Origin of the sequence: Micavibrio sp. TMED2 (assembly GCA_002168225.1) — a bacterium.
Classification (GTDB): domain Bacteria; phylum Pseudomonadota; class Alphaproteobacteria; order TMED2; family TMED2; genus TMED2.
In genome coordinates this window covers 507,489-528,535 of the sequence record NHBH01000009.1, presented here as the reverse complement: position 1 = coordinate 528,535, position 21,047 = coordinate 507,489, and the positions used below count along the sequence as shown (strand labels likewise).

17 protein-coding genes are annotated in these 21,047 nt (G+C 59.1%); 11 read left to right on the top strand and 6 right to left on the bottom strand.

Annotated elements, in window-relative coordinates; all coding sequences use genetic code 11:
- Positions 1-282: 282 nt before the first annotated feature.
- The gene (locus CBB62_14120) at positions 283-2,163 is read right to left on the bottom strand and encodes a DNA primase (GenBank protein ID OUT39503.1); all 1,881 of its coding nucleotides are present in this window, start codon (positions 2,161-2,163) and stop codon (positions 283-285) included.
- A 130-nt stretch (positions 2,164-2,293) separates the two neighbouring features.
- Positions 2,294-2,755, bottom strand: coding sequence for a glutamyl-tRNA amidotransferase (locus CBB62_14115; protein OUT39836.1), 462 nt, complete (start codon positions 2,753-2,755; stop codon positions 2,294-2,296).
- 382 nt (positions 2,756-3,137) lie between these two features.
- Here CBB62_14115 and CBB62_14110 point away from each other — a divergent pair, with 382 nt between their 5' ends.
- The 3 genes from CBB62_14110 (at position 3,138) to CBB62_14100 (ending at position 8,209) form a co-directional block, all read left to right on the top strand.
- Positions 3,138-4,292 (top strand): carbamoyl phosphate synthase small subunit, encoded by a 1,155-nt coding sequence (locus CBB62_14110; GenBank protein ID OUT39502.1) that lies wholly within the window; start codon positions 3,138-3,140, stop codon positions 4,290-4,292.
- A 29-nt stretch (positions 4,293-4,321) separates the two neighbouring features.
- A complete protein-coding gene (locus CBB62_14105) occupies positions 4,322-7,582 on the top strand; it encodes a carbamoyl phosphate synthase large subunit (GenBank protein OUT39501.1) in 3,261 nt (1,086 codons plus the stop codon).
- Between the two features lie 153 nt (positions 7,583-7,735).
- Complete coding sequence (locus CBB62_14100; protein OUT39500.1) at positions 7,736-8,209, top strand: transcription elongation factor GreA; 474 nt, start codon at positions 7,736-7,738, stop codon at positions 8,207-8,209.
- 111 nt (positions 8,210-8,320) lie between these two features.
- Here CBB62_14100 and CBB62_14095 read toward each other — a convergent pair whose 3' ends face one another.
- Positions 8,321-8,683 carry a hypothetical protein gene (locus tag CBB62_14095; protein OUT39835.1) on the bottom strand — a complete coding sequence of 121 codons (363 nt, stop codon included), beginning with the start codon at positions 8,681-8,683 and terminating at the stop codon, positions 8,321-8,323.
- Positions 8,684-8,902: 219 nt separating this feature from the next.
- The gene (locus CBB62_14090; GenBank protein ID OUT39834.1) at positions 8,903-9,184 is read right to left on the bottom strand and encodes a BolA family transcriptional regulator; all 282 of its coding nucleotides are present in this window, start codon (positions 9,182-9,184) and stop codon (positions 8,903-8,905) included.
- Between the two features lie 326 nt (positions 9,185-9,510).
- On the opposite strand from CBB62_14090, the gene CBB62_14085 reads away from it, so the two are divergent.
- The 3 genes from CBB62_14085 to CBB62_14075 all read left to right on the top strand — a co-directional run bounded on the left by CBB62_14085 (position 9,511) and on the right by CBB62_14075 (position 13,225).
- Positions 9,511-10,134: a hypothetical protein gene (locus CBB62_14085; GenBank protein OUT39499.1), complete on the top strand. Its 624-nt coding sequence runs from the start codon at positions 9,511-9,513 to the stop codon at positions 10,132-10,134.
- 176 nt (positions 10,135-10,310) lie between these two features.
- Complete coding sequence (locus tag CBB62_14080) at positions 10,311-11,333, top strand: cobaltochelatase subunit CobS (protein OUT39498.1); 1,023 nt, start codon at positions 10,311-10,313, stop codon at positions 11,331-11,333.
- A gap of 20 nt (positions 11,334-11,353) precedes the next feature.
- Positions 11,354-13,225, top strand: a complete 1,872-nt coding sequence (locus tag CBB62_14075) for a cobaltochelatase subunit CobT (GenBank protein OUT39497.1) — start codon at positions 11,354-11,356, stop codon at positions 13,223-13,225.
- A 33-nt stretch (positions 13,226-13,258) separates the two neighbouring features.
- Here CBB62_14075 and CBB62_14070 read toward each other — a convergent pair whose 3' ends face one another.
- Complete coding sequence (locus CBB62_14070; protein OUT39496.1) at positions 13,259-13,888, bottom strand: hypothetical protein; 630 nt, start codon at positions 13,886-13,888, stop codon at positions 13,259-13,261.
- A 258-nt stretch (positions 13,889-14,146) separates the two neighbouring features.
- Here CBB62_14070 and CBB62_14065 point away from each other — a divergent pair, with 258 nt between their 5' ends.
- Complete coding sequence (locus CBB62_14065; protein ID OUT39495.1) at positions 14,147-15,181, top strand: Fe(3+) ABC transporter substrate-binding protein; 1,035 nt, start codon at positions 14,147-14,149, stop codon at positions 15,179-15,181.
- Positions 15,182-15,234: 53 nt separating this feature from the next.
- Here the strand turns inward: CBB62_14065 and CBB62_14060 are convergent, their stop codons facing one another.
- Entirely contained in the window at positions 15,235-17,082 is a 1,848-nt protein-coding gene (locus CBB62_14060; protein ID OUT39494.1) for a hypothetical protein, read from the bottom strand.
- 81 nt (positions 17,083-17,163) lie between these two features.
- Here CBB62_14060 and CBB62_14055 point away from each other — a divergent pair, with 81 nt between their 5' ends.
- From CBB62_14055 to CBB62_14040, 4 genes are all read left to right on the top strand, one after another.
- Positions 17,164-18,486, top strand: a complete 1,323-nt coding sequence (locus CBB62_14055; GenBank protein ID OUT39493.1) for a histidine--tRNA ligase — start codon at positions 17,164-17,166, stop codon at positions 18,484-18,486.
- Positions 18,487-18,512: 26 nt separating this feature from the next.
- On the top strand, positions 18,513-19,349 hold the full coding sequence (locus tag CBB62_14050) for a purine-nucleoside phosphorylase (protein ID OUT39492.1): 837 nt from the start codon (positions 18,513-18,515) through the stop codon (positions 19,347-19,349).
- Between the two features lie 113 nt (positions 19,350-19,462).
- Positions 19,463-19,939 carry a hypothetical protein gene (locus CBB62_14045; protein ID OUT39491.1) on the top strand — a complete coding sequence of 159 codons (477 nt, stop codon included), beginning with the start codon at positions 19,463-19,465 and terminating at the stop codon, positions 19,937-19,939.
- Positions 19,940-20,109: 170 nt separating this feature from the next.
- Positions 20,110-21,039, top strand: coding sequence for a hypothetical protein (locus tag CBB62_14040; protein OUT39490.1), 930 nt, complete (start codon positions 20,110-20,112; stop codon positions 21,037-21,039).
- Positions 21,040-21,047 lie beyond the last annotated feature (8 nt).

The following is a 21,047-nucleotide window of genomic DNA, read 5'->3' as shown; positions in this document are numbered from 1 at the left end:
CCTGCCCCGTGCACTGGTCAGGCCTGTTCCCGCTCATGAGCCCGGCGCTGGTTCAGCCCGGACGTTAGGACATCATGTCCCAATCCGCAGATTGCGGACGAATATAATGTGGTACCGGCCAAGACTATTTCCAGTCATTCCTCAGCCGGACAGCATCAGATAATGCATCTGTAAAAATTTTTCAGCCCCCACACGCTTATAATTGCATTTTTTTCACGCGCTTTGCGACCCGCATTACGCAAATCCGGGTGTTTTTTTACGAATCGGGCGACATGATTGCGACTATTCCCCCTCATGGGCGGTCAGCCGGGCCTGATCCAACTCCTCATGCAGTGATCGCCAGCGGTCAATATCATCATCAGCCGAGGCCTCCTCCGTCACGCCGAAGCGCCGGGCGGTCTGGGACAATTCCTCACCGAGTGCCTTGCGATGCAGATGGGCAAAGGCTTCCGCAAGTCCCTTGCGTGCCTCACGCAGGGGGGCGGACGGCTTGGCAAAACCGAGAACTTCAATCCCCTGCCCCTGCTGCAACCGTCCGAGCACATCGTCCAGCCCGCGCGCTGACAGGGCATCAGCCAGCGCCTCCGCTGTCACTTCGGGATCATCGGCCCAGACATCGATCATCTGGTCACGCAGGGTGGACAGTCCGGGATCGCCCATAACCAGATCGCATACCGCCGCTTCATATTCGTCGATCAACCCGGGATGATTGATCAGGGTCTTCAGAATGACCCGATACTCGAAGGGTGATGAGGACACCGGCTTGCGCGGTTTTACCGGCGGCGGCAAGGGCACACCGCCACGGCCAAATCTGCGACCGCCGGAATAAGAGCCTCCATAACCGCCCGCATTGGCATTGCCGCCACGCTTGGCCTGCCGCTGCTGATAGGACGCATCCTTGACCCGGCTGTACATTTCATCGGCATAGAAGCGCTGTAACTCGGCATGCTCGATGGTAGCCACCCGCTTGCCCAGCGCCGCCTTCAGCCCGGCCCATGCCTCCGGCGTGGTAAGTTCCCGGCTCTGCAACTCCATCTGCCAGAGCTTGTCGACCAGCGCCTCGGTCTGTTTCAGACAGGCGAGCAACTGCTGCTTGCCGCCGGATTTGATCAGGCTGTCGGGGTCTTCGCCCGCAGGCATGGTGGCAAAACGCACGGTCTTGTCCGGCTGCAGATAGGGCAGCACCCGCTCCACCGCCCGGAATGCCGCGCGCTGACCGGCGGCATCGCCATCAAAGCACAGGATCGGGGCCGCACCACCGGTACCGGCAATACGCCATGCCTCGGCAATCTGGTCCTCGGTCAGGGCCGTGCCGAGCGGTGCTACCGCACCCTCGAACCCGGCGCGGGCCATGGCGATAACGTCCATATACCCTTCGACCACGATGACCGTATGGCCCTTGCCGGCATATTGCCGGGCGCTCGCCATGTTGTAGAGCAGCTTGCTCTTGTGAAACAGCGGGGTATCCGGGGAGTTCAGGTATTTCGGCCCGTCGCCATCAAGCAACCGTCCGCCAAAGGCAACAACCCGACCGCGCCGGTCAGTGACCGGAAACAGCAGACGGTTGGAGAAGAAGGCGAAAGGCTCCTTGTTGCCATATTCGGATTTCTTGACCAACCCGGCCTCGATCATCATGGCATCGTCAAAGCCCTGATCCTTCAGCGCCTGACGCATGGCCTGCCGGTCACCGGGGGCATAGCCGATCCGGAACCGGGCAATGGTCGCATCATCAAGCCCGCGCGCCCTGACATACTCCAGCGCGGCGCGACCTTCCGGCGCTTGCAGGCTGGCCTCGAAATAGACGCAAGCGGCCTCGCAGACATCATGCAGGGTCTTGGCGCGCTCGGCCTGCTCTGCCTGTTGCGGTGTCGGCTTCGGCACGTCCATCCCGGCCTGTGCGGCGAGGGATTCCACCGCCTCGGGGAATGACAGCCCCTCGACCTCCATAACAAAACTGATGATGTCGCCATGCTTGCCGCTGGAAAAGCAGTGATAGAACTGCTTCTGGTCATTGACCGTGAAGGATGGGGTCTTTTCCTTGTTGAACGGGCTGAGACCGGCAAATTCCCGGCCCTGCCGTTTCAACTGCACATGCCGACCGACCACCTGCGATACGGGCAGGCGGTGACGCAGTTCATCGAGGAATTCCGGCGTGATGCTCATGCGCTCAGTTCTACGTCAGCGATCAGGCAAGCACCAGCATACCACGGCCAATTACCGGCAGAACCGGCAAAAGGCGCGGATAACACGGTGCATGTACTGTGGATAACTTCGACGACAGCCCGAAACCGGATCAGGCAGCACCGGCGAGGCGCTGTTTGACCAGTTGGCTGGCCTTGCCGAAATCGATCTGACCGGCGTAACGGGACTTCAGCGCACCCATCGCCTTGCCCATATCCTTGATACTATGGGCATCAATCTCGGTCAGGACATCGTCGATCACCTTGGACAGTTCATCGCCCTCAAGCTGCTGTGGCAGGAACTGCTGGATAATCTCCACCTCATTCCGCTCCTGCTCCGCCAGTTCGCAACGACCGCCCTGTTCATAGAGGGCAATGCTGTCCTGACGCTGCTTGATCATGCTTTGCAGCATGGCAAGGATTTCGTCCTCGTTTATACCGTCATAATTGCCCTTGCTGCGTGCGGCCACATCGCGGTCCTTCAGTGCGGCCATGATCAGGCGCAATGTGGACATGGCGATCTTGTCCTGCGACTTCATCGCGGATTTCAGGCTGGCGGTGAATTGCTCACGCATGGATTCGGACATTTGTCAGACTTTCAGATTCATATTTTGGGGGTGGTTTTCGCTTTTTTGCTGTGCCCAGCGTAATGGTGAGCGAGCAAAGCAGCAATCCCAAAACTTCTCGCAATATTATCTGGCGGTTGGCTGAATGGGGACAAGTGGCGACTTAGCGGGTATGGCTTGCAGCAGACGCATGGGTCGCATCCAACATTTCCTAATTTTTACCCTAGCCAGCAGCGGCAGTTCTGATTACTTTCCCGACTTCGGGTTGACCGGCCAACTGATACGACCTTCGGCTGATCGCACCCACGCTGCATTTTTCGGGCCGCCGCGCCCGGATATTCAGGGGATCAACCCCGGCGTGATTTGACTGTAACCCGAGGATTTCTCGTATATGACGACCAAGCGTCCCACCGGTGCTACAGCGGCTCTGGTACTTGATGATGGAACCGTTTTCTGGGGTCAGGGCCTTGGCGCCCATGGCACAAGCGTTGGCGAAATCTGCTTCAACACCGGTCTGACCGGTTATCAGGAGATTTTGACCGATCCATCCTATGCCGGACAGATCATCACCTTCACCTTCCCGCATATCGGCAATATCGGTGCCAATCTCGAGGATATCGAGACCACCACCCCGGCAGCCCGTGGCCTGATCCTGCGTGCCGACATCACCCAGCCCTCAAGCTGGCGCGCCTCCCGGCCACTGGATGACTGGCTGAAATCCAACGACCTGACCGGTATCGCCGGGATCGACACCCGCCGTCTGACCCGCCGCCTGCGTGATCACGGTGCTGCGCGCGGTGTTATCGGCTTCGCCCCAGATGGCGCGGTTGATGTGGATGCGCTGACAAAACAGGCAGCCGACTGGCCCGGTCTGAAAGGTATGGATCTGGCCAAAGGCGTCACTTGCGGCCAGACCTATAAATGGACCGAAACCGCCTGGGACCTCGTTACCGGCTACGGTGAACAGACCGCGCCGAAACGCAAGGTCGTCGCCATCGATTACGGTGCCAAGCGCAACATCCTGCGCATGCTGGCAAGCCATGGTTGCGACGTGACCGTGGTTCCCGCCACCGCTACCGCTGAAGACATTCTGGTTCATGAACCAGACGGCATCTTCCTCTCAAACGGTCCCGGTGATCCGGCAGCCACCGGCCAATATGCCGTGCCGGTACTGGAGCAGCTGATCACCACCGGCAAGCCGATCTTCGGCATCTGCCTCGGCCACCAGCTTCTGGCCCTCGCCCTTGGTGGGCGGACCGAGAAAATGCACCACGGCCACCGTGGCAGCAACCATCCGGTCAAGGATATCGAGACCGGCAAGGTCGAGATCACCAGCCAGAACCATGGCTTCTGCGTCATCCCTGACAGCCTGCCCGCCAATATCGAGGTAAGCCATGTCAGCCTGTTCGACGGCAGCAACGAGGGGCTGCGCGCCAAGGACAAGCCCTTGTTCTCGGTGCAGTACCACCCTGAAGCCTCACCCGGCCCCCATGACAGCCATTACCTGTTTGAACGCTTCACCAGCCTGATTGACGCCAATCGCTAAGCCCTAACCAGACAAAGACAGCCATCACCATGCCCAAACGTGAAGACATCAAATCCATCGCGATCATCGGCGCTGGCCCGATTGTTATCGGTCAGGCTTGCGAATTCGACTATTCCGGCGCCCAGGCCTGTAAGGCCCTGCGCGAGGAAGGCTACCGCGTCATTCTGATCAACTCGAACCCGGCGACGATCATGACCGATCCGGGGATGGCGGACGCCACCTATATCGAGCCGATCACCCCGAATGCGGTTGCCGCGATCCTGGAGAAGGAGCGCCCCGACGCCCTGCTGCCAACCATGGGCGGCCAGACGGCGCTCAATACCGCACTGGCACTGGCCGAGGACGGCACGCTGAAGGAGCTTGGCATTGAGCTGATCGGTGCCAATCAGGAAGCGATCGAGAAAGCCGAGGACCGCCTGAAATTCCGTGAGGCAATGTCAAAAATCGGTCTGGAATCACCCCGCAGCGCGGTCGTTCACTCGCTTGAGGAAGCGCTCAACGCGCTTGAGGATACCGGCCTGCCCGCAATCATTCGCCCGAGCTTTACCCTCGGTGGTACCGGCGGCGGCATCGCCTATAACAAGGCGGAGTTTGTCGACATTGTCTCCAGCGGCCTGCGCGCGTCACGGGTCGGCGAGGTTCTGGTCGAGGAAAGCGTCCTCGGCTGGAAAGAATATGAGATGGAAGTGGTCCGCGATCAGGCGGATAACTGCATCATCATCTGTTCGATCGAGAATGTGGACCCGATGGGCATCCATACCGGCGACAGCGTCACCGTGGCCCCGGCCCTGACCCTGACCGACAAGGAATACCAGTTGATGCGCAACGCATCGATTGCCTGTCTGCGGGAAATCGGCGTCGATACCGGCGGATCGAACGTCCAGTTCGCGGTCAACCCCGACAATGGCCGCATGGTGGTGATCGAAATGAACCCACGGGTCAGCCGCTCATCGGCGCTGGCGTCCAAGGCAACCGGCTTCCCGATTGCCAAGGTGGCGGCAAAGCTCGCTGTCGGCTACACGCTGGATGAACTTGATAACGACATCACCGGTGGCGTTACCCCGGCTAGTTTCGAGCCTACCATTGATTACGTGGTCACCAAAATTCCGCGCTTTGCCTTTGAGAAGTTCCGTGGTGCCGAGCCATATCTGACCACCGCGATGAAGTCAGTGGGTGAGGTCATGGCCATCGGCCGTACCTTCGCCGAGAGTTACCAGAAAGCGCTGCGCTCCATGGAAACCGGCCTGACCGGCCTCGACGAAACCGCCTTTGAACTCAATGACGGCGAGACCGAGCCAAGCGACACCACCATCCGTGCCGCGCTCAGCACCCCTGTGCCGGACCGTCTGCTGAGCGTCGCCCAGGCCATGCGCCTCGGTGTGACCGTTGAGGAAATTCACGAGATCACCCATTATGACCCGTGGTTCCTGCATCAGATCGAAGACATCATCCGTGCCGAAACCGGTCTGAAGGCCAATGGTCTGCCGGACACCCCGGAAGAATGGATGCGCCTCAAGAAACTCGGCTTTGCCGATGAGCGGATTGCCAAGCTGACCGGTCAGAAGGCCGGTGCGGTCCGCGATGCCCGTCTCGCCCATGATGTGAAACCGGTATTCAAGCGCATCGACACCTGTGCTGCCGAGTTCCCATCACCGACCCCGTATTTCTACTCCTGTTACGAGGGCGACGGTGTCAATGCGCCAGAATGTGAAGCGGAGCCGAGCGACCGCAACAAGGTCATCATCCTTGGCGGCGGTCCGAACCGGATCGGTCAGGGCATCGAGTTCGATTATTGCTGCGTTCATGCGGTTATGGCCTGCCGCGAGGCCGGTCATGAGACCATCATGATCAACTGCAACCCGGAAACCGTTTCCACCGATTACGATACCGCAGACCGCCTCTATTTCGAGCCGCTGACCTCGGAAAACGTCATCGACATTGTGCGTCGGGAACAGGAAAACGGCACCGTCATGGGCGTGATCGTCCAGCTCGGCGGCCAGACCCCGCTGAAACTGGCTCATGATCTTTTGGCCGCCAATATTCCGGTGCTCGGTACCTCACCTGACGCCATCGACCTCGCCGAGGACCGTGAGCGGTTCCAGAAGCTGCTGCAGGAACTGGACCTGAAGCAACCGGCAAACGCCATTGTCCGCACGCTTGAGGAAGCCGAAGCAGCCTCCGTCGACGTTGGTTATCCGCTGGTTATCCGCCCCTCCTATGTTCTGGGCGGCCGGGCCATGGAGATTGTCCACGATGTTGCCGGCCTGCGCCGTTACATGGAGAATGCGGTGGTCGTCTCCGGCGATAACCCAATTCTTATCGACGGCTATCTGCAGGGCGCGATTGAGGTCGATGTGGACGCCCTCGCCGATGAGGACACGGTCTTCATTGCCGGGATCATGGAGCATATCGAGGAAGCCGGCATTCACTCCGGCGACAGCGCGTGTTCACTGCCCCCCTACTCCCTGTCAGAGAAGGTGCTGGCCGATATCAAAGACCAGACCGCCCGTCTCGCCAAGGCGCTCAAGGTGGTTGGCCTGATGAATGTGCAATATGCCGTTCAGGACGAGGTCGTCTATCTGCTTGAGGTCAACCCACGTGCCTCACGGACCGTGCCGTTTGTTGCCAAGGCGACCGGCGTGCCGATTGCCAAGATCGCCGCACGGGTCATGGCTGGTGAGAAACTCGCCAGCTTCAACCTGAGCGAAAAACCGCTCGGCCATACCGCGGTCAAGGAAGCGGTATTCCCGTTCAACCGCTTCCCCGGCGTCGATGTGATCCTCGGACCGGAGATGAAATCCACCGGCGAGGTCATGGGCCTCGACCGCGATTTCGCCATCGCCTTTGCCAAGGCACAGCTCGGTGCCGGCGTTACCCTGCCACTGATGGGCAATGTGTTCATCTCGGTGCGCGAGGGCGACAAACCGGCCTTCCTGCCACTGGCGAAGGAACTGGCGGCACTCGGTTTCCGCATCATCGGCACTCGCGGCACTGCGAAATATCTGAGCGATAACGGTGTCGAGACCACCCAGATCAACAAGGTTCTGGAAGGTCAGCCGCATATCGTGGACGCCATGATTGATGGCCAGATCGCACTGGTTTTCAACACTACGGATGGTCGTCGTGCAATTTCCGACAGCTTTAGCTTGCGACGCACGGCTTTGGTCAATAACATTCCGTATTACACGACTGTTGCCGGTGCACGCGCCGCAGTCGCGGCCATTGCAGCCCTCCGCGAGGGCGAGATGACCGTCGAACCCCTGCAGTCGTACCTTCAGGGATCCTACTAGACTGGATACCTCGTCCCCCGTGAGATCAGGGGATGTGGACGACCGGTTGCTGTTGTTTTCCATGAGAACAGCGACCGGGCGTAAATTTTCTATTGGTCACAACCGGAAGCCGGGATGTGGCCCCTTGAGGCAAGAGGCTGAAAGAATATCGCCATGGATAAGGCACCAATGACAGCAACGGGTCACGCCCGTCTGGAACAAGAGCTCAAGAACCTGAAAACCGTTGAGCGCCCGAATGTAATCAAGGCAATCGCCGAGGCCCGCGAGCACGGCGACCTGTCTGAGAACGCCGAGTATCATGCCGCCCGCGAGCGCCAGAGCTTTATTGAAGGCCGGGTTGCCGAGCTGGAAGACATGCTGGCGCGTGCCGAGGTCATCGATCCGGCAACCCTCAGCGGCGATACCGTCAAGTTCGGTGCGAAGATCGAGCTGGCTGACGAGGATACCGACGAGGAAGTGACCTATCAAATCGTCGGTCAGTACGAATCAGACATCAAAAGCGGCCTGCTCTCGGTCAGCTCGCCACTGGCCCGCGCCCTGATCGGCAAGCAGGTAGGTGACTCAGTCGAGGTTGCCACCCCCGGCGGCAGCAAGTCCTATGAAATCCTGACCGTCACCTTCGGCTGATCAGTCCGACCGCAGGTCGGAACAGCTTCGGGGCCGGTCCATCCGGCCCCTTTTTCATGATCTGCTGGTGCGCCGATGCCAGCAGAGCATGGATTAAAGAGGTTACGGTTATCAGGCAGCGACACTCACAAGCTGTGAAACCGCCTCAAGAGCCTCGCTGAAGGTGCCTTGATTGCTCCAGACCTGCGCTGGCTCGCGCATGCCATGGCCTGCATCCTTGTGACCCTGTTCGGTTGCCGCCTCGCGGTAATAGGCCATGATGAAAACACGTAAAGCCGCAGTCAGTGATGTTTCAGGCCGCTTCAGATTGGCAATTTCCGTTGCGATATCATCCACATGCCGTCCTTCTCGCCGGGCAATGTCGTAAAATGCCGTCCACATGGAAGGCTCCAGCCGGGCGCTGGTGCGTCGCCCATTGACCCGGATATTCCGTCCGACCAGCGTGGTTGACGTCGCCCGCTCCAATGCGCTCATCTTGGGTTTGAAGACATCTGGCCTGTTTTGATCCGGCCCGTCCTGCTCAGCCTTATCTTGCTCAGGCTTGTTCATCGCATACCTCCCACAAAAAGAACAAATCATGACAACCGCAGTCGCAAGAGCACTATTGTAGGAACTAAAAGCGAACACAAGACCAAAATTGCAGATGCCATGATTTTGCAACCATGGCGCGCAAATGGCTCACGAAGAAATTAGCTATTGTTTATCAATAACTTCTTCAGGCGCTTGCAGTTTGAGTGCAAGTGCATGCACCCGGTCCGCCAGTTCATCGGCCAGCACCTTGTGCACCATGCGTTGCCGCTCGACCCGCGACTTGCCAGCGAAGGCGTCGGAGACCAGCGTCAGCCGGAAATGGGATTCCCCGCGGCCATCATGACCGGCATGGCCTTCGTGTCGGTGGCTTTCATCTTTCAGGGCAATGGTTACAGGCTGGAAGGCGGCAACCAGTTTGTCCTGCATGGTATCGGCAACGCTCATCATCATCCCTCATATGCGGCGACAGGTATGCTGACTTAGTGACAAGTTGTGACCGGATGCGCAATAAGTTCCGCCATATCGGATATCATCAACCTTCGCGCCATTGACATGCCGCAGCAGAATCAGAAGGCATCTGACAGGAGAAACCGCTGCCAATTCCGATTTGCCCGGGATTGTCGCCAACAACAGGGGCCGAGCGACTGGGAAAAACCCCGCAAAAAGCCAGCGATCAGGGTTTGGTCAAGTAAAAAACCTTACTTTTCTGCCAATTTTATCGCACCGGGCCGCTTGCCCTGCCCCGCCTATCAACCCATACTTCTGAAACCATGGCACGCAGACAGTACAGATCGTCCTTCAAATGGATGGACCAGAAGGAAGCACCACCCGACCGGGTGTGCGAAGCGCCGGGCTGTACCGAATGTGCCGAGCACCGCGCACCGAAATCCCGTGACCATATGAACGAGTATTACTGGTTCTGCATGGAACATGCGCGCGAGTACAACGCCAAGTGGAACTACTTCTCCGGCATGTCGGCCCATGACATCGACAGCCACCAGCGCAATGCCCACACCTGGGACCGCCCAACATGGCGCATGGGCAGCCGGGGCAACATGGAAGACCAGTTGCGCGACAAGGTGCGCCGACACTTCGGCGTCGGTGATGATGATCCCTTCGTCCGGGCTGAAAAACAGAAACAGTGGCGCCGGGAACAACGGGCGCAGCACAGCGAGGCCGCCCGTGCCGAGATCGATGCCCTCGCCGTACTCGATCTGGAGCCACCGGTCGATTTCGACAAGATCAAGGCCCGCTACAAGCAACTGGTGAAGAAGCACCACCCAGATGTGAATGGCGGCGATCCGGCATCGGAAGAGAAGTTCAAGGCGATCAGTCAGGCCTATAGCGTTCTGCGCACCGCATTTGAGAAAATCAGCAGCCCGGCAGACGCATAAAGCGCCAATCCGGGCCGATAATGGAATTTCCTGTGAAATTGGGTTTTGTCGACTGGACGCCGGATTACAGGCCCGCTACGGTCTTGGTCTTGCACATATGAATTTGATTGCAATGCCCCACCCAAAGGCGACGGTCAGAGGACCCAAGCGCCGTAACATAATTTCGAGATGAACTCATGAGCTCTGCTGCGATTGCCAAGTCGGAAAACGCCATTAACGGCGGGCTGGACCCGAATGCCCATCCGGATATCACGGTGTCTGTACGCCAGACATTCGGCCTCGATACCGACATGGAAGTGCCCGGCTTCTCTGCACCCAGCGAGTATGTCCCGACCATCGACGAAACCTATCGTTTTGACCATGACACCACCATGGCGATCCTCGCCGGTTATGCGCGCAATCGCCGGGTGCTGGTTCAGGGCTATCACGGCACCGGTAAATCCACCCATATCGAACAGGTGGCAGCACGGCTCAACTGGCCCTGTATCCGCATCAACCTCGACAGCCATATCAGCCGGATCGACCTGATCGGCAAGGATGCCATCGTCTTGCGCGATGGCCAGCAGGTAACCGAGTACAAGGAAGGCCTGTTGCCATGGGCGCTGCAACGCCCATGCGCCCTCGTTTTCGATGAATATGATGCCGGTCGCCCCGATGTCATGTTCGTGATCCAGCGCGTGCTCGAAGTGGAAGGCAAGCTGACCCTGCTCGACCAGAACAGCGTGATCCACCCGCACCCGGCCTTCCGGGTGTTCGCGACCTCGAATACGGTCGGCCTTGGCGACACCACAGGCCTGTATCACGGCACGCAGCAGATCAACCAGGGCCAGATGGACCGCTGGAACATCGTCGCCAGCCTCAACTACCTGCCCCATGACGCCGAGGCCAAGATCGTGCTCGCCAAGCTTGCGTCATATGACAATCCGGAGGGCAAGGAGAAGATCGACGCCATGGTGCGCCTCGCCGGGCTGACCCGCGATGCCTTCATGATCGGTGACCTCTCGACGGTCATGTCGCCACGGACGGTAATCACATGGGCCGAGAATGCCGAAATTTTCGGCGGCGATCTCGCCTTTGCCTTCCGCGTCAGCTTCCTCAACAAATGTGATGAACTGGAACGCGCGACCGTGGCCGAGTTCTATCAGCGCTGCTTCGGCACCGAACTGCCGGAAACCGGCGTGGTGACCGCAAGAGCCTAAGGCACGACACAGGCAAGCATATGGCAGATGCCGACGACCATCCCGTTGAGAAGTTCAAGCGCGCCACCACCGCCGTAACCCGTGCCATTGCCCGGGACCACGAGCTTGAGGTGGCGTTCAGCGCGGATGTGCCTGCCCGCCTGCAGGGCAAACGCGCCCGTATCGCCATGCCGGCCCGCGACCTCAATGCCGCCGATGCCGCGCTGGTGCGTGGCTCGGCCGATGCCGCCGCCCTGCGCCGCCGCTATCACAATCAGAGCACCCATCAAAGCGCCTTGCCGACCGGGGAAACCGCCCGCGAGGTATTCGAAGCAATGGAACAGGCGCGCTGCGAAGCGCTCGGTGCCCAGCACATGATCGGCACCCGCGCCAATCTGACCGCCTCGATGATCGAGCGCTGTCGCCGCGCCGGTTACGAAAATAGCCAGAGCCGCGAAGACGTGCCTCTGGCGGAAGCCCTGCACCAGTTGGCTCGCGAAGCCTTCACCGGCGATGCGCCACCACCGGGCATGACCAAAGCCGTCGACTTCTGGCGCCCCTTCGTGGAAACACGTGCCGGCAAACAGCTCAATGATCTGGGCAAGCTGCTCGAGGATCAGGAAGCCTATGGGCAGGCGGTCCGCAGCCTGTTGAACCGGCTCGAAACCGACTTCACCGACGATCAGGACGTCGACGACAAGGATGACAGCGACGGCGATAATCCCGACGAGGATCAGGATCAACAGGACAACCAGTCCCGCGGCGATGCCCAGAGCGATGACGACAACGACATCATGAGTGATGCCTCCGGGCAGGATGCGCAGGAAGTCGACATCGGTGAGGCTCAGGACGAAAACGACAGCGCCGACATGGATGACGGCATGGGTGTGGAAGAACCCGGCCAGCCCCAGAACCGTCCCGACCCGAGCCATGATCTGGACAGCGCCAATCAGGGCTACCGCGCCTTTACCAAGGATTATGACGAGGTCATTGCCGCAGCCGATCTGTGTGATACCGAGGAACTGACCCGCCTGCGGATGCTGCTCGACCAGCAGTTGAGCCATTTGCAGGGCGTTATTTCGCGACTGGCCAACCGGCTGCAACGCCGCCTGCTGGCGAAACAGACCCGTGCCTGGGATTTCGATCTGGAAGAAGGCTTACTCGACAGTGCCCGTCTGTCCCGCGTGGTCGCCAACCCGCAACTGCCCCTGTCCTACAAGCAGGAAAAGGACATGGAGTTCCGGGATACCATTGTCACGCTGCTGATCGATAATTCCGGTTCCATGCGCGGTCGCCCGATTTCCATTGCAGCGGTCAGCGCCGATATCCTCGCCCGCACCCTTGAGCGCTGCGGTGTGAAGGTCGAAATTCTCGGCTTCACCACCAAGGCATGGAAAGGCGGCATGGCACGGGAGAAGTGGATTTCATCCGGCAAGCCCGAACGACCCGGTCGACTCAATGACCTCCGGCACATTGTCTATAAATCAGCTGATGAGCCGTGGCGACGAGCGCGCAAGAATCTCGGCCTGATGCTGCGCGAAGGTATCCTGAAAGAAAATATCGATGGTGAAGCCCTGCTATGGGCCAGCCAGCGCTTGAAATCCCGGCCTGAGCAACGCAAGATCCTGATGGTGATCTCCGATGGTGCGCCGGTGGATGACAGCACCCTGTCAGTCAATCCCGGCGGGTATCTGGAGCGGCATCTGCGCGAGGTGATCGACCAGATCGAACGCCGCAGCCCGGTTGAGCTGTCCGCCATCGGCATCGGTCATGACGTCACCCGCTATTATCGCCGCGCGGTCACCATCGTCGACGCCGAACAACTGGGCGGCACCATGATGAACAGTCTGGCTGAACTGTTTGAAGAGGATCGTGGCAGATCCGGCGGGCGTGGCCTCAGCAAGACCGGTTGACTACTTCTGCCATCGCCTGATTGAGCGCACCGATCAGTTGTTCGGACAGGCGAGTTCGATGCGTTTGTATTCCTGCGGCGTATCAATGGCGATCTGGCGCTGGTTTCGTTTGTCGGTATAGACATCAATAGCGCGTTTCACCATGGCGTTCAGATCGCGCGCCATCTCCGCCTTGCCGGACAACATATCCGGCACCTCATGCACCAGATTTAATCCGGCCCATTTGACCAGCTCACCCTGCAGGTAAGCGTGCATCCACTCCATCATTTCCCGGTCAACAAGAGCATGCTTCTGCTCGTGTCGACGGACTTCATTAGCCACACAACGGGCCCAGGCCAGTTCCTTGGCGAGATAGATTGTCGGCTGGTAATAGGTCAGCTCAATCGAAACCCGTGACAGGCCGAGGCAGTTCGGGCTGGCCCAGCCGCCGAGCTCTTCATTGAAGTCGATCAACTGCCGGTGCATGATTTCTGAGCGATAGAGACCACGGGCATGATGGCCATTGCTGAGCCAAGCCTGCTTGTCGACAAAGGCGGTCAGCTCGGCCTGAGAGCGGGTATAGTCATAGCGCACATCCCACGGCACAACCTTGACCTCAAGGCTCGGCAACGTGCTGGGTGCATCACAATCGGCCAGCGCTACGCCCTGCGCACCCAGCAACATGCAAATTCCAAGCGCGAGCAGCCCAAATGCGCGCCATGGCTTACTGACTATCATCGGTAATTATCGCCGTTCCACCCCATAGTGCAGCCGATACTATCACGAGAAACCACGCATGTCCGCCCCTGAGCGGCAAAGCTGTATGAAAATCAGTCTCAAAATCACTTGACCCGACTTTGCAGACGCGATACCGCTCTGCAAATGAGAAGCGCTCTCAATTAAGCGCCCAGCCTCTCCCCTTCCCTATCGCGAGACAAAACCATGCGCGCCTTTACACACAACCTGCTTGCCGCCAGTGCCGTTCTGGCTGGGATTGCCATCATGGCTCCAACCGCCCAGGCAGCAGAAGTGAATATCTATTCCGGTCGTCATTACGATACCGACCGCCACCTCTATGAACTGTTCACCGAAAAAACGGGTATTGAGGTCAACCTGATCGAGGGCAAGGAAGATGCGCTGATGGAGCGTATCCATGCCGAGGGCGATGCCAGCCCGGCCGATATCCTGATCACCGTCGATGCCGGTCGCCTCTGGCGCGCGGAGAACAACGAGCTGTTCCAGTCGATCCAGTCGGAAACCCTTGATGCCAACATCCCGGCAGCTATCCGCCACCCGGAAGGCCTGTGGTTTGGCCTGTCTAAACGCGTACGCGGCATCGTTTATGCCAAGGATCGGGTTGCCGAGGGTCATGTGCCCGCAACCTATGAAGACCTCGCAACCCCGGCCTATAAGGGCGAAGTCTGCATCCGCTCATCGAACAACATCTACAACCAGTCACTGATCGGCTCCATGATCGCTGCCCATGGCGAGGATGGTGCCCGCGACTGGGCGCAAGGCATCAAGGACAATATGGCCCGCGATCCGCAGGGTGGCGACACCGACCAGATCCGTGCCGTTGCCGCCGGTGAATGCGACTTCGCGGTTGCTAACCACTACTATTACATGCGTCTCGTCACCTCCGACGATGCTGCGGACAAGGCTGTTGCCGATGCTGTGCGCTTCATCACCCCAAATCAGGATGGTCGCGGCGTACATGTGAACATCAGTGGTGCCGGTGTGATCGCTACCGCTCCGAACAAGGACGAGGCCATCAAGTTTCTGGAATACCTTTCCTCACCGGAAGCGCAGGCAATGTTTGCCAATTCCAACAACGAGTACCCGGCCAACCCGGCGGTCACCCCGGTTGCCGCTCTCGAACTGATCGGTGAGTTCAAGGAAGACGCGCTGAATGCCAGTGTGTTCGGCAAGAACAATCCGACCGCGCTGATGATTGCCGATCAGGTCGGCTGGAAATAAGCTCACAATATTACGAATGAAAAAGCCCGGTCTCGCCAGATCGGGCTTTTTTGTTATGCGCCACTGCGGCGAAACATGGTGCGCCCGAGCAGCCAGACCGGGATAATGCCGATCACGACAATGATCAGCGATGGCAGGGCCGCCGACACCAGCCGCTCATCCGCCGCATATCGATAGGCGAGCAGCGCAAGCGTCTCCACATGGAACGGGCGCAGGACCAGCGTGGCTGGCAATTCCTTCACCACCTCAACCGTCACGAATACAATCGCCGTCAGCAGGCTGGGCCGGAGTACCGGCAGATAAATCGACAGCAGGCGCCGCCAGGCACCAGCACCGAGGGTTCGGGCGGCATCGCTGATGGTGTGCGGCAGACGCCCCACCCCAGGCTCGATCCCCTTCACCGCGACCGCCATGAACCGAACCGCATAGGCATAGACCAGCGAGAGCAGCGTGCCGGTAAGCACCAGACCGACACTAATCTCGAACTGGCTGCTCATCAAATGGCTGAACCAGCGATCAAACATGCCAAACGGCACCAGCATCCCGACCGCGAGCACCGTCCCCGGCACCGCATAACCGAGGGTCGCAAGCTTGATACCAAGGCCCGTGGACTTGCGCGCGCGATGTGCCGAATGCCGGACCGCAAGGCTGAGGCCGAGGGCGATTGCCACCGTGACCAGCCCGGCAACCGCCGCAAGGCCGAGGGTATCGCCAATGGCCGGAAACAGCAGCGGGAGGCCGTTCATGCCATCGGGCTTGGCTACCAGATAAATCAGGCCTGCAACCGGCAGGATAAAGCCAACCAGTACCGGCAGACAGCAGGCAACCGTCGCACACCATGCCCCGACCGGCCCCGGATGAATGAATGGATGGCCGCTGCCGGTCCGCTCCTTGTTGGTCAACCGTCCCCGACCACGGCAGGTATATTCGATCGCCATAACCAGCCCGATGGCAAGCAACAGGATTGCCGCCAGTTTGGTCGCGGCAACCGGGGCACCCATGGCAAACCATGTGCGATAAATGCCGGTGGTGAAGGTCGGGATACCGAAATGCTGGACCGTCCCGAAATCCGCTAGTGTCTCCATCACCACCAGTGCCAGCCCGCCAATGATCGCCGGACGGGCCATGGGAATGGCTACAGTGAGGAAACTGTTCCAGGGGCTGCGCCCGAGGCTGCGGGCGATATTGGTGCTGCGCTCGGCCTGTGCGGCAAAGGAGACCATGGTGAAGATATAGACGTAAGGGAAGAATACCGCGCTCATGACCATGATTGCGCCGCCAACACTGCGTATCTGCGGGAACCAGTATTCCCCGACACGCCAGCCGGTATAGCCCCTTAGCGCCTCCTGAATTGGTCCGGCGGTTTGCAGCAGATCGGTATAGGCATAGGCGACCACATAGGCTGGCAGCGCGGCAGGGGCGAGCAACAGCCAGCGCAGCCAGACCCGTCCCGGAAAGGCCGTGGTGGCCACCAGCCAGGCACAGCCGACACCCATGATCAGGGAACAAATACCGGTGCCGAGTGCCAGCATCAGACTGTTGGAGATATAGAGCGGCAGGACGGTTTCCTGCAGGTGCTCCCAGATACCATCGGTCGAGGCAAACAGGCGCGACAGCACGGTCAGCAATGGCAGGGCCACCAGCCCGGCCACCAGCCAGACCGCCAGATCACGCCAGCGCGAAACAGTCTGCCGTGCCGGGCGCAGCGGCGGTGATACCGCACCCGGCAGCCCTGCTGTCGCTGTCTGTCTGCTTGTCATCAACATGGGTTGTTGCCAATTCGTCCTGCACCGATATTCTGTCACCGGCTTTGACATTCTTTCATGTGCACCGGGCACAACTGCGATATGCCTTGAGCAGGCACATATTGACGGCGGGCCATAATCCCCGCTATCCCGCATTGCCTGACAGTTATAAGGCCTAGCCCTACTGTTATTAGGTCTAGTCCTAATGCGCCCACCTGCAATTGACAATCACTCTCGATGAGCAAGCAAAAGATTTATCGCCCGCGCCCGGTCAGCGGCTTCCCCGAATGGCTCCCCGAACAGCGGCTGGTTGAACAGCGCTGGATGGACCATATCCGCAAGGCATTCGAGAGCTATGGTTTCTGCTCGATCGAGACCCCCTCGGTCGAAGAACTGGATGTCCTGCTCGCCAAGGGTGAGGTGGACAAGGAAATCTATGCCATCCAGCGCCTGCAGGCCGATGAGGCAGACAAGTCGGAATCCCGCCTCGCCCTGCACTTCGATGTGACCGTGCCGTTTGCCCGTTATGTGGCCCAGCACTTCAACGATCTCGACTTCCCGTTCAAGCGCTACCAGATGCAGCGCGTCTGGCGTGGTGAGCGCCCGCAGGACGGACGCTTCCGCGAGTTCTATCAATGCGATATCGACGTCATCAATGTCGACCACCTGCCCTTGCATTTTGACGCCGAGATTCCGGCTGCGGCACTGGAATGCGTTGCTGGTCTCGATATCGGCCCGATCCGACTGCATATCTCCAACCGCAAGATTCTGGACGGCTATCTTGCCGGTCTCGGCATTGAGGACCGGGTGCCGGTCATCCGCATTCTCGACCGTTTCGACAAGATTGGCAGCGACGGCGTCATGGCCGCCCTGACCGGCGAGCTCGGCATGGCTGAAGAGCTCGCCCGCAAGGCCCATGCTCTTGCCACCATCCAGACCAGCGACAGCAGCTTCGGCGCTCAGGTCCGTGCCCTCGGTGTCGAGCACGAGACGCTCGAGGAAGGGGTCAGCGAGCTGGAATTCGTGATGGATTATCTGGTCCGCGAAGTGCCGGATGCCGATATTCTGGCCGACCTCTCAATCGCCCGTGGCTTCGATTACTATACCGGCACGGTCTATGAAGGCCGGTTCACCGAATTGCCCGGCTTCGGCAGTGTCATCGCCGGTGGTCGCTATGATGATCTGGCGGGCAGCTATATCAATCGCCGCCTGCCGGGTGTTGGCATCTCCATCGGCCTGACCCGTATCTTCGGCAAGATGGTCGCTGACGGCATGCTGAAAACCGGCCCGAAAACCCCGACCCAGGTCCTGGTTGCCCTGCCGTCCGAGGAACGCCGGGAACTGGCAGCCGAAACCGCAAAAACATTGCGCAAGCGTGGTATGAATGTAGAAATGTTCCACGCAGCAACTAAAATCGGCAAACAGATCGGCTACGCATCCAAAAAGGGCATTCCTTATGTCTGGTTCCCGCCATTCGAAGATGGGCAACCGCATGAGGTCAAATCCATGGAGACCGGCGAGCAGATAGCCGCTACACCGGACAGCTGGACAATCGATTAACGCCGGGTCAGGCAGGACAAGGGACAATGCCCACCTCAAGCCCTAAAGTAGACGAAGCCGCAGCATTCCTCGATCAGCGGAAGCCGGATAACTGGAGCCCACGTGCTGCACTGATTCTGGGGTCGGGGTTAAGCCATATCGCAGCCGCCATGCAGGACGCGGTAGAGATCGATTATAGCGACATACCGCACTTCATCCGCTCCGGTGTTGAAGGCCATCAGGGCAAATTGCTCATGGGCTGGCTTGGTGGATCACCGATTGTCTGTTTTCAGGGCCGCCAGCATTTGTATGAAGGCATTGCCGAGGGGCTGGAGGCAATCAAGGTATCCCTTCGGGCCGTCCGCAAACTCGGGGTTGAAATCCTGTTCATCACCGCAGCAGCAGGCAGCCTTAACCGCTCCATGGGGCCGGGCAATCTGATGATGGTCGCCGACCACATCAACATGACCGGCCAGAACCCGCTGATAGGCCCCAATGACAGCGCCATCGGCCCGCGTTTTCCCAATATGCATGCTGCCTATGACATGGATTTGCGCGGCTGGCTGCTTGATATTGCCATTGCTGACGGCATCAATCTGCATGAGGGCGTGTATGTCGGGTTGCTGGGCCCGAATTTTGAAACCCCGGCCGAAATACGCATGCTGCAGATCATCGGTGGCGATGCGGTCGGCATGTCGGTGGTGCCGGAATGTCTGGTTGCCCATCATTGCGGCATGCGGGTTCTCGCCTGCTCGGCCATTACCAATTTTGCTGAAGGCATAGGGTCAAAACCACCGACCCATGAAGAAACCCTGGAAGTGGCCAATGAGTGCAGCGAAGCCCTGACCCGGCTGTTGTTCGGCTTTTTCGAGAGCCTTGCCTGATTGAATTTTCCCACGCCAATCAAACGCGAATGTGTTAATTTCCCAAGCAACCAAACTCACATGCAGCATGATTTGCGGCAGTCTCCGACACGATCAATCTGAAAGGGATTTTCATGTTCACTCGTTTTTGCAGCCACCTGCTTGCCGCAACATTCCTGACCGCAACCGTACTTGCCGCAGCGCCAGCCGCCGCACAGGGCATCAGCGAAACCACCGAGAATGTTGAAACCATCCCTGCCGACGCCACCGATCTTGTCGGTGTCTTCAGCCGCTACCGCCGCTCGGATTGTTCTGAAAACGAGAACAACCCGCCTGAGTTTTCCGAACTGGAAATACTTGAGGCACCAGCGCATGGAAAGCTGCTGGATTTCGGCACCGGCTATATTGAAACGGGTAATAACTGCGTCATCAACAGCCGGATTGTGGTCTACAAATCCGATGCGGATTTCACCGGCGAGGATCGTGTTTCCATCAAGGACCCGGTAACCGGCGTTCAGATCGTCAATATCTACAAATACGAGCCGGAAAAATGGATCTTCAAAGCCTATGAGCAGTTCTACAAATACGAACCGCCACGCGGAGAAGAATAAGCTCCCGGCTCGGCACCCCTAGCCACTGCATTTTTACCGCGCTGACGATAATGTCAGGCGTCATGCCATGATGGGTTTTGCTTCTGTCTACCCATTGGGATATTGCTGCCCGTATCAAGTTTCATCTGTCGTGACCTGATTGCGCTGCAATCGGGCAGCAAAGCCGTTTTATGTCGTCTGCCACTCCCCACCATCCCATGCTGGGCCCGGCCCTCGGGCTTGGTGCCTATGCTGTTTTCTCCGGTATGGACCTGATTTCCAAGCTGCTTGATGGTGCCTATCCAGCCCATATGCTGATCGTGCTGAACGGCCTTGTTGCCCTTGTCGTCTTCATGATCTGGGCCAGAAGAACCGAGGGCGAGTGGCTACCGAAGCCATTGTTCATGGGCCGGGTTGCGACCAATGGGGCGCTGAGCGGCATTGGTCTCTTGCTGGCGTTTTACGGCTATCGCACCATGCCGACCATTGCCGATGCCTATGCGATTGCCTTCTCCGGCCCACTGATGGCCGTGGTATTGGCGTTTCTGGTCTTGAAAGAGACCGTCTCGCTCAAGCGCTGGGCTGCCGTCGCCATCGGCTTCGCCGGGGTCATGCTGATCCTGCAACCGGACATCGCCAATCTCAATCAGGCCGCGATTGCACCGCTGTCAGCCGCTTTCTGTTTCGCCAGTGCCTCCATCCTGTTGCGCAGCATGAAGGACGAGACCCGGCCACAGGCGATCCTGATCTATACCCATATAACCCTGCTGCTGGTGATGGTGCCGTTTGCCATCTTCATGGAGCTATCCGGCCTGTCGCAGGAGCCAAGCGCCCTGTCGCCGGTAACCCTGTCGCAAGGCGGGTTGATCGCGCTGGCCGCCATCGCCTATGCCATCGGGCAGGTTCTGCTCGTCACGGCACTGGCCAAGGCCGATGCCTCGGTCATCTCACCGATGGCGTTTACCCAGATGTTCTGGGGCGTTTTCTATGGGCTGGTGATCTGGGGCAGTCTGCCGCGTGCGACCACGGTTGTCGGTGTCATCATCATCATGACCGCCACCATCTATATCGTCCGGCACTCGAAACCATCGACCGTGCCGCCGACGCCAATACCGCTGTGACCGATCCT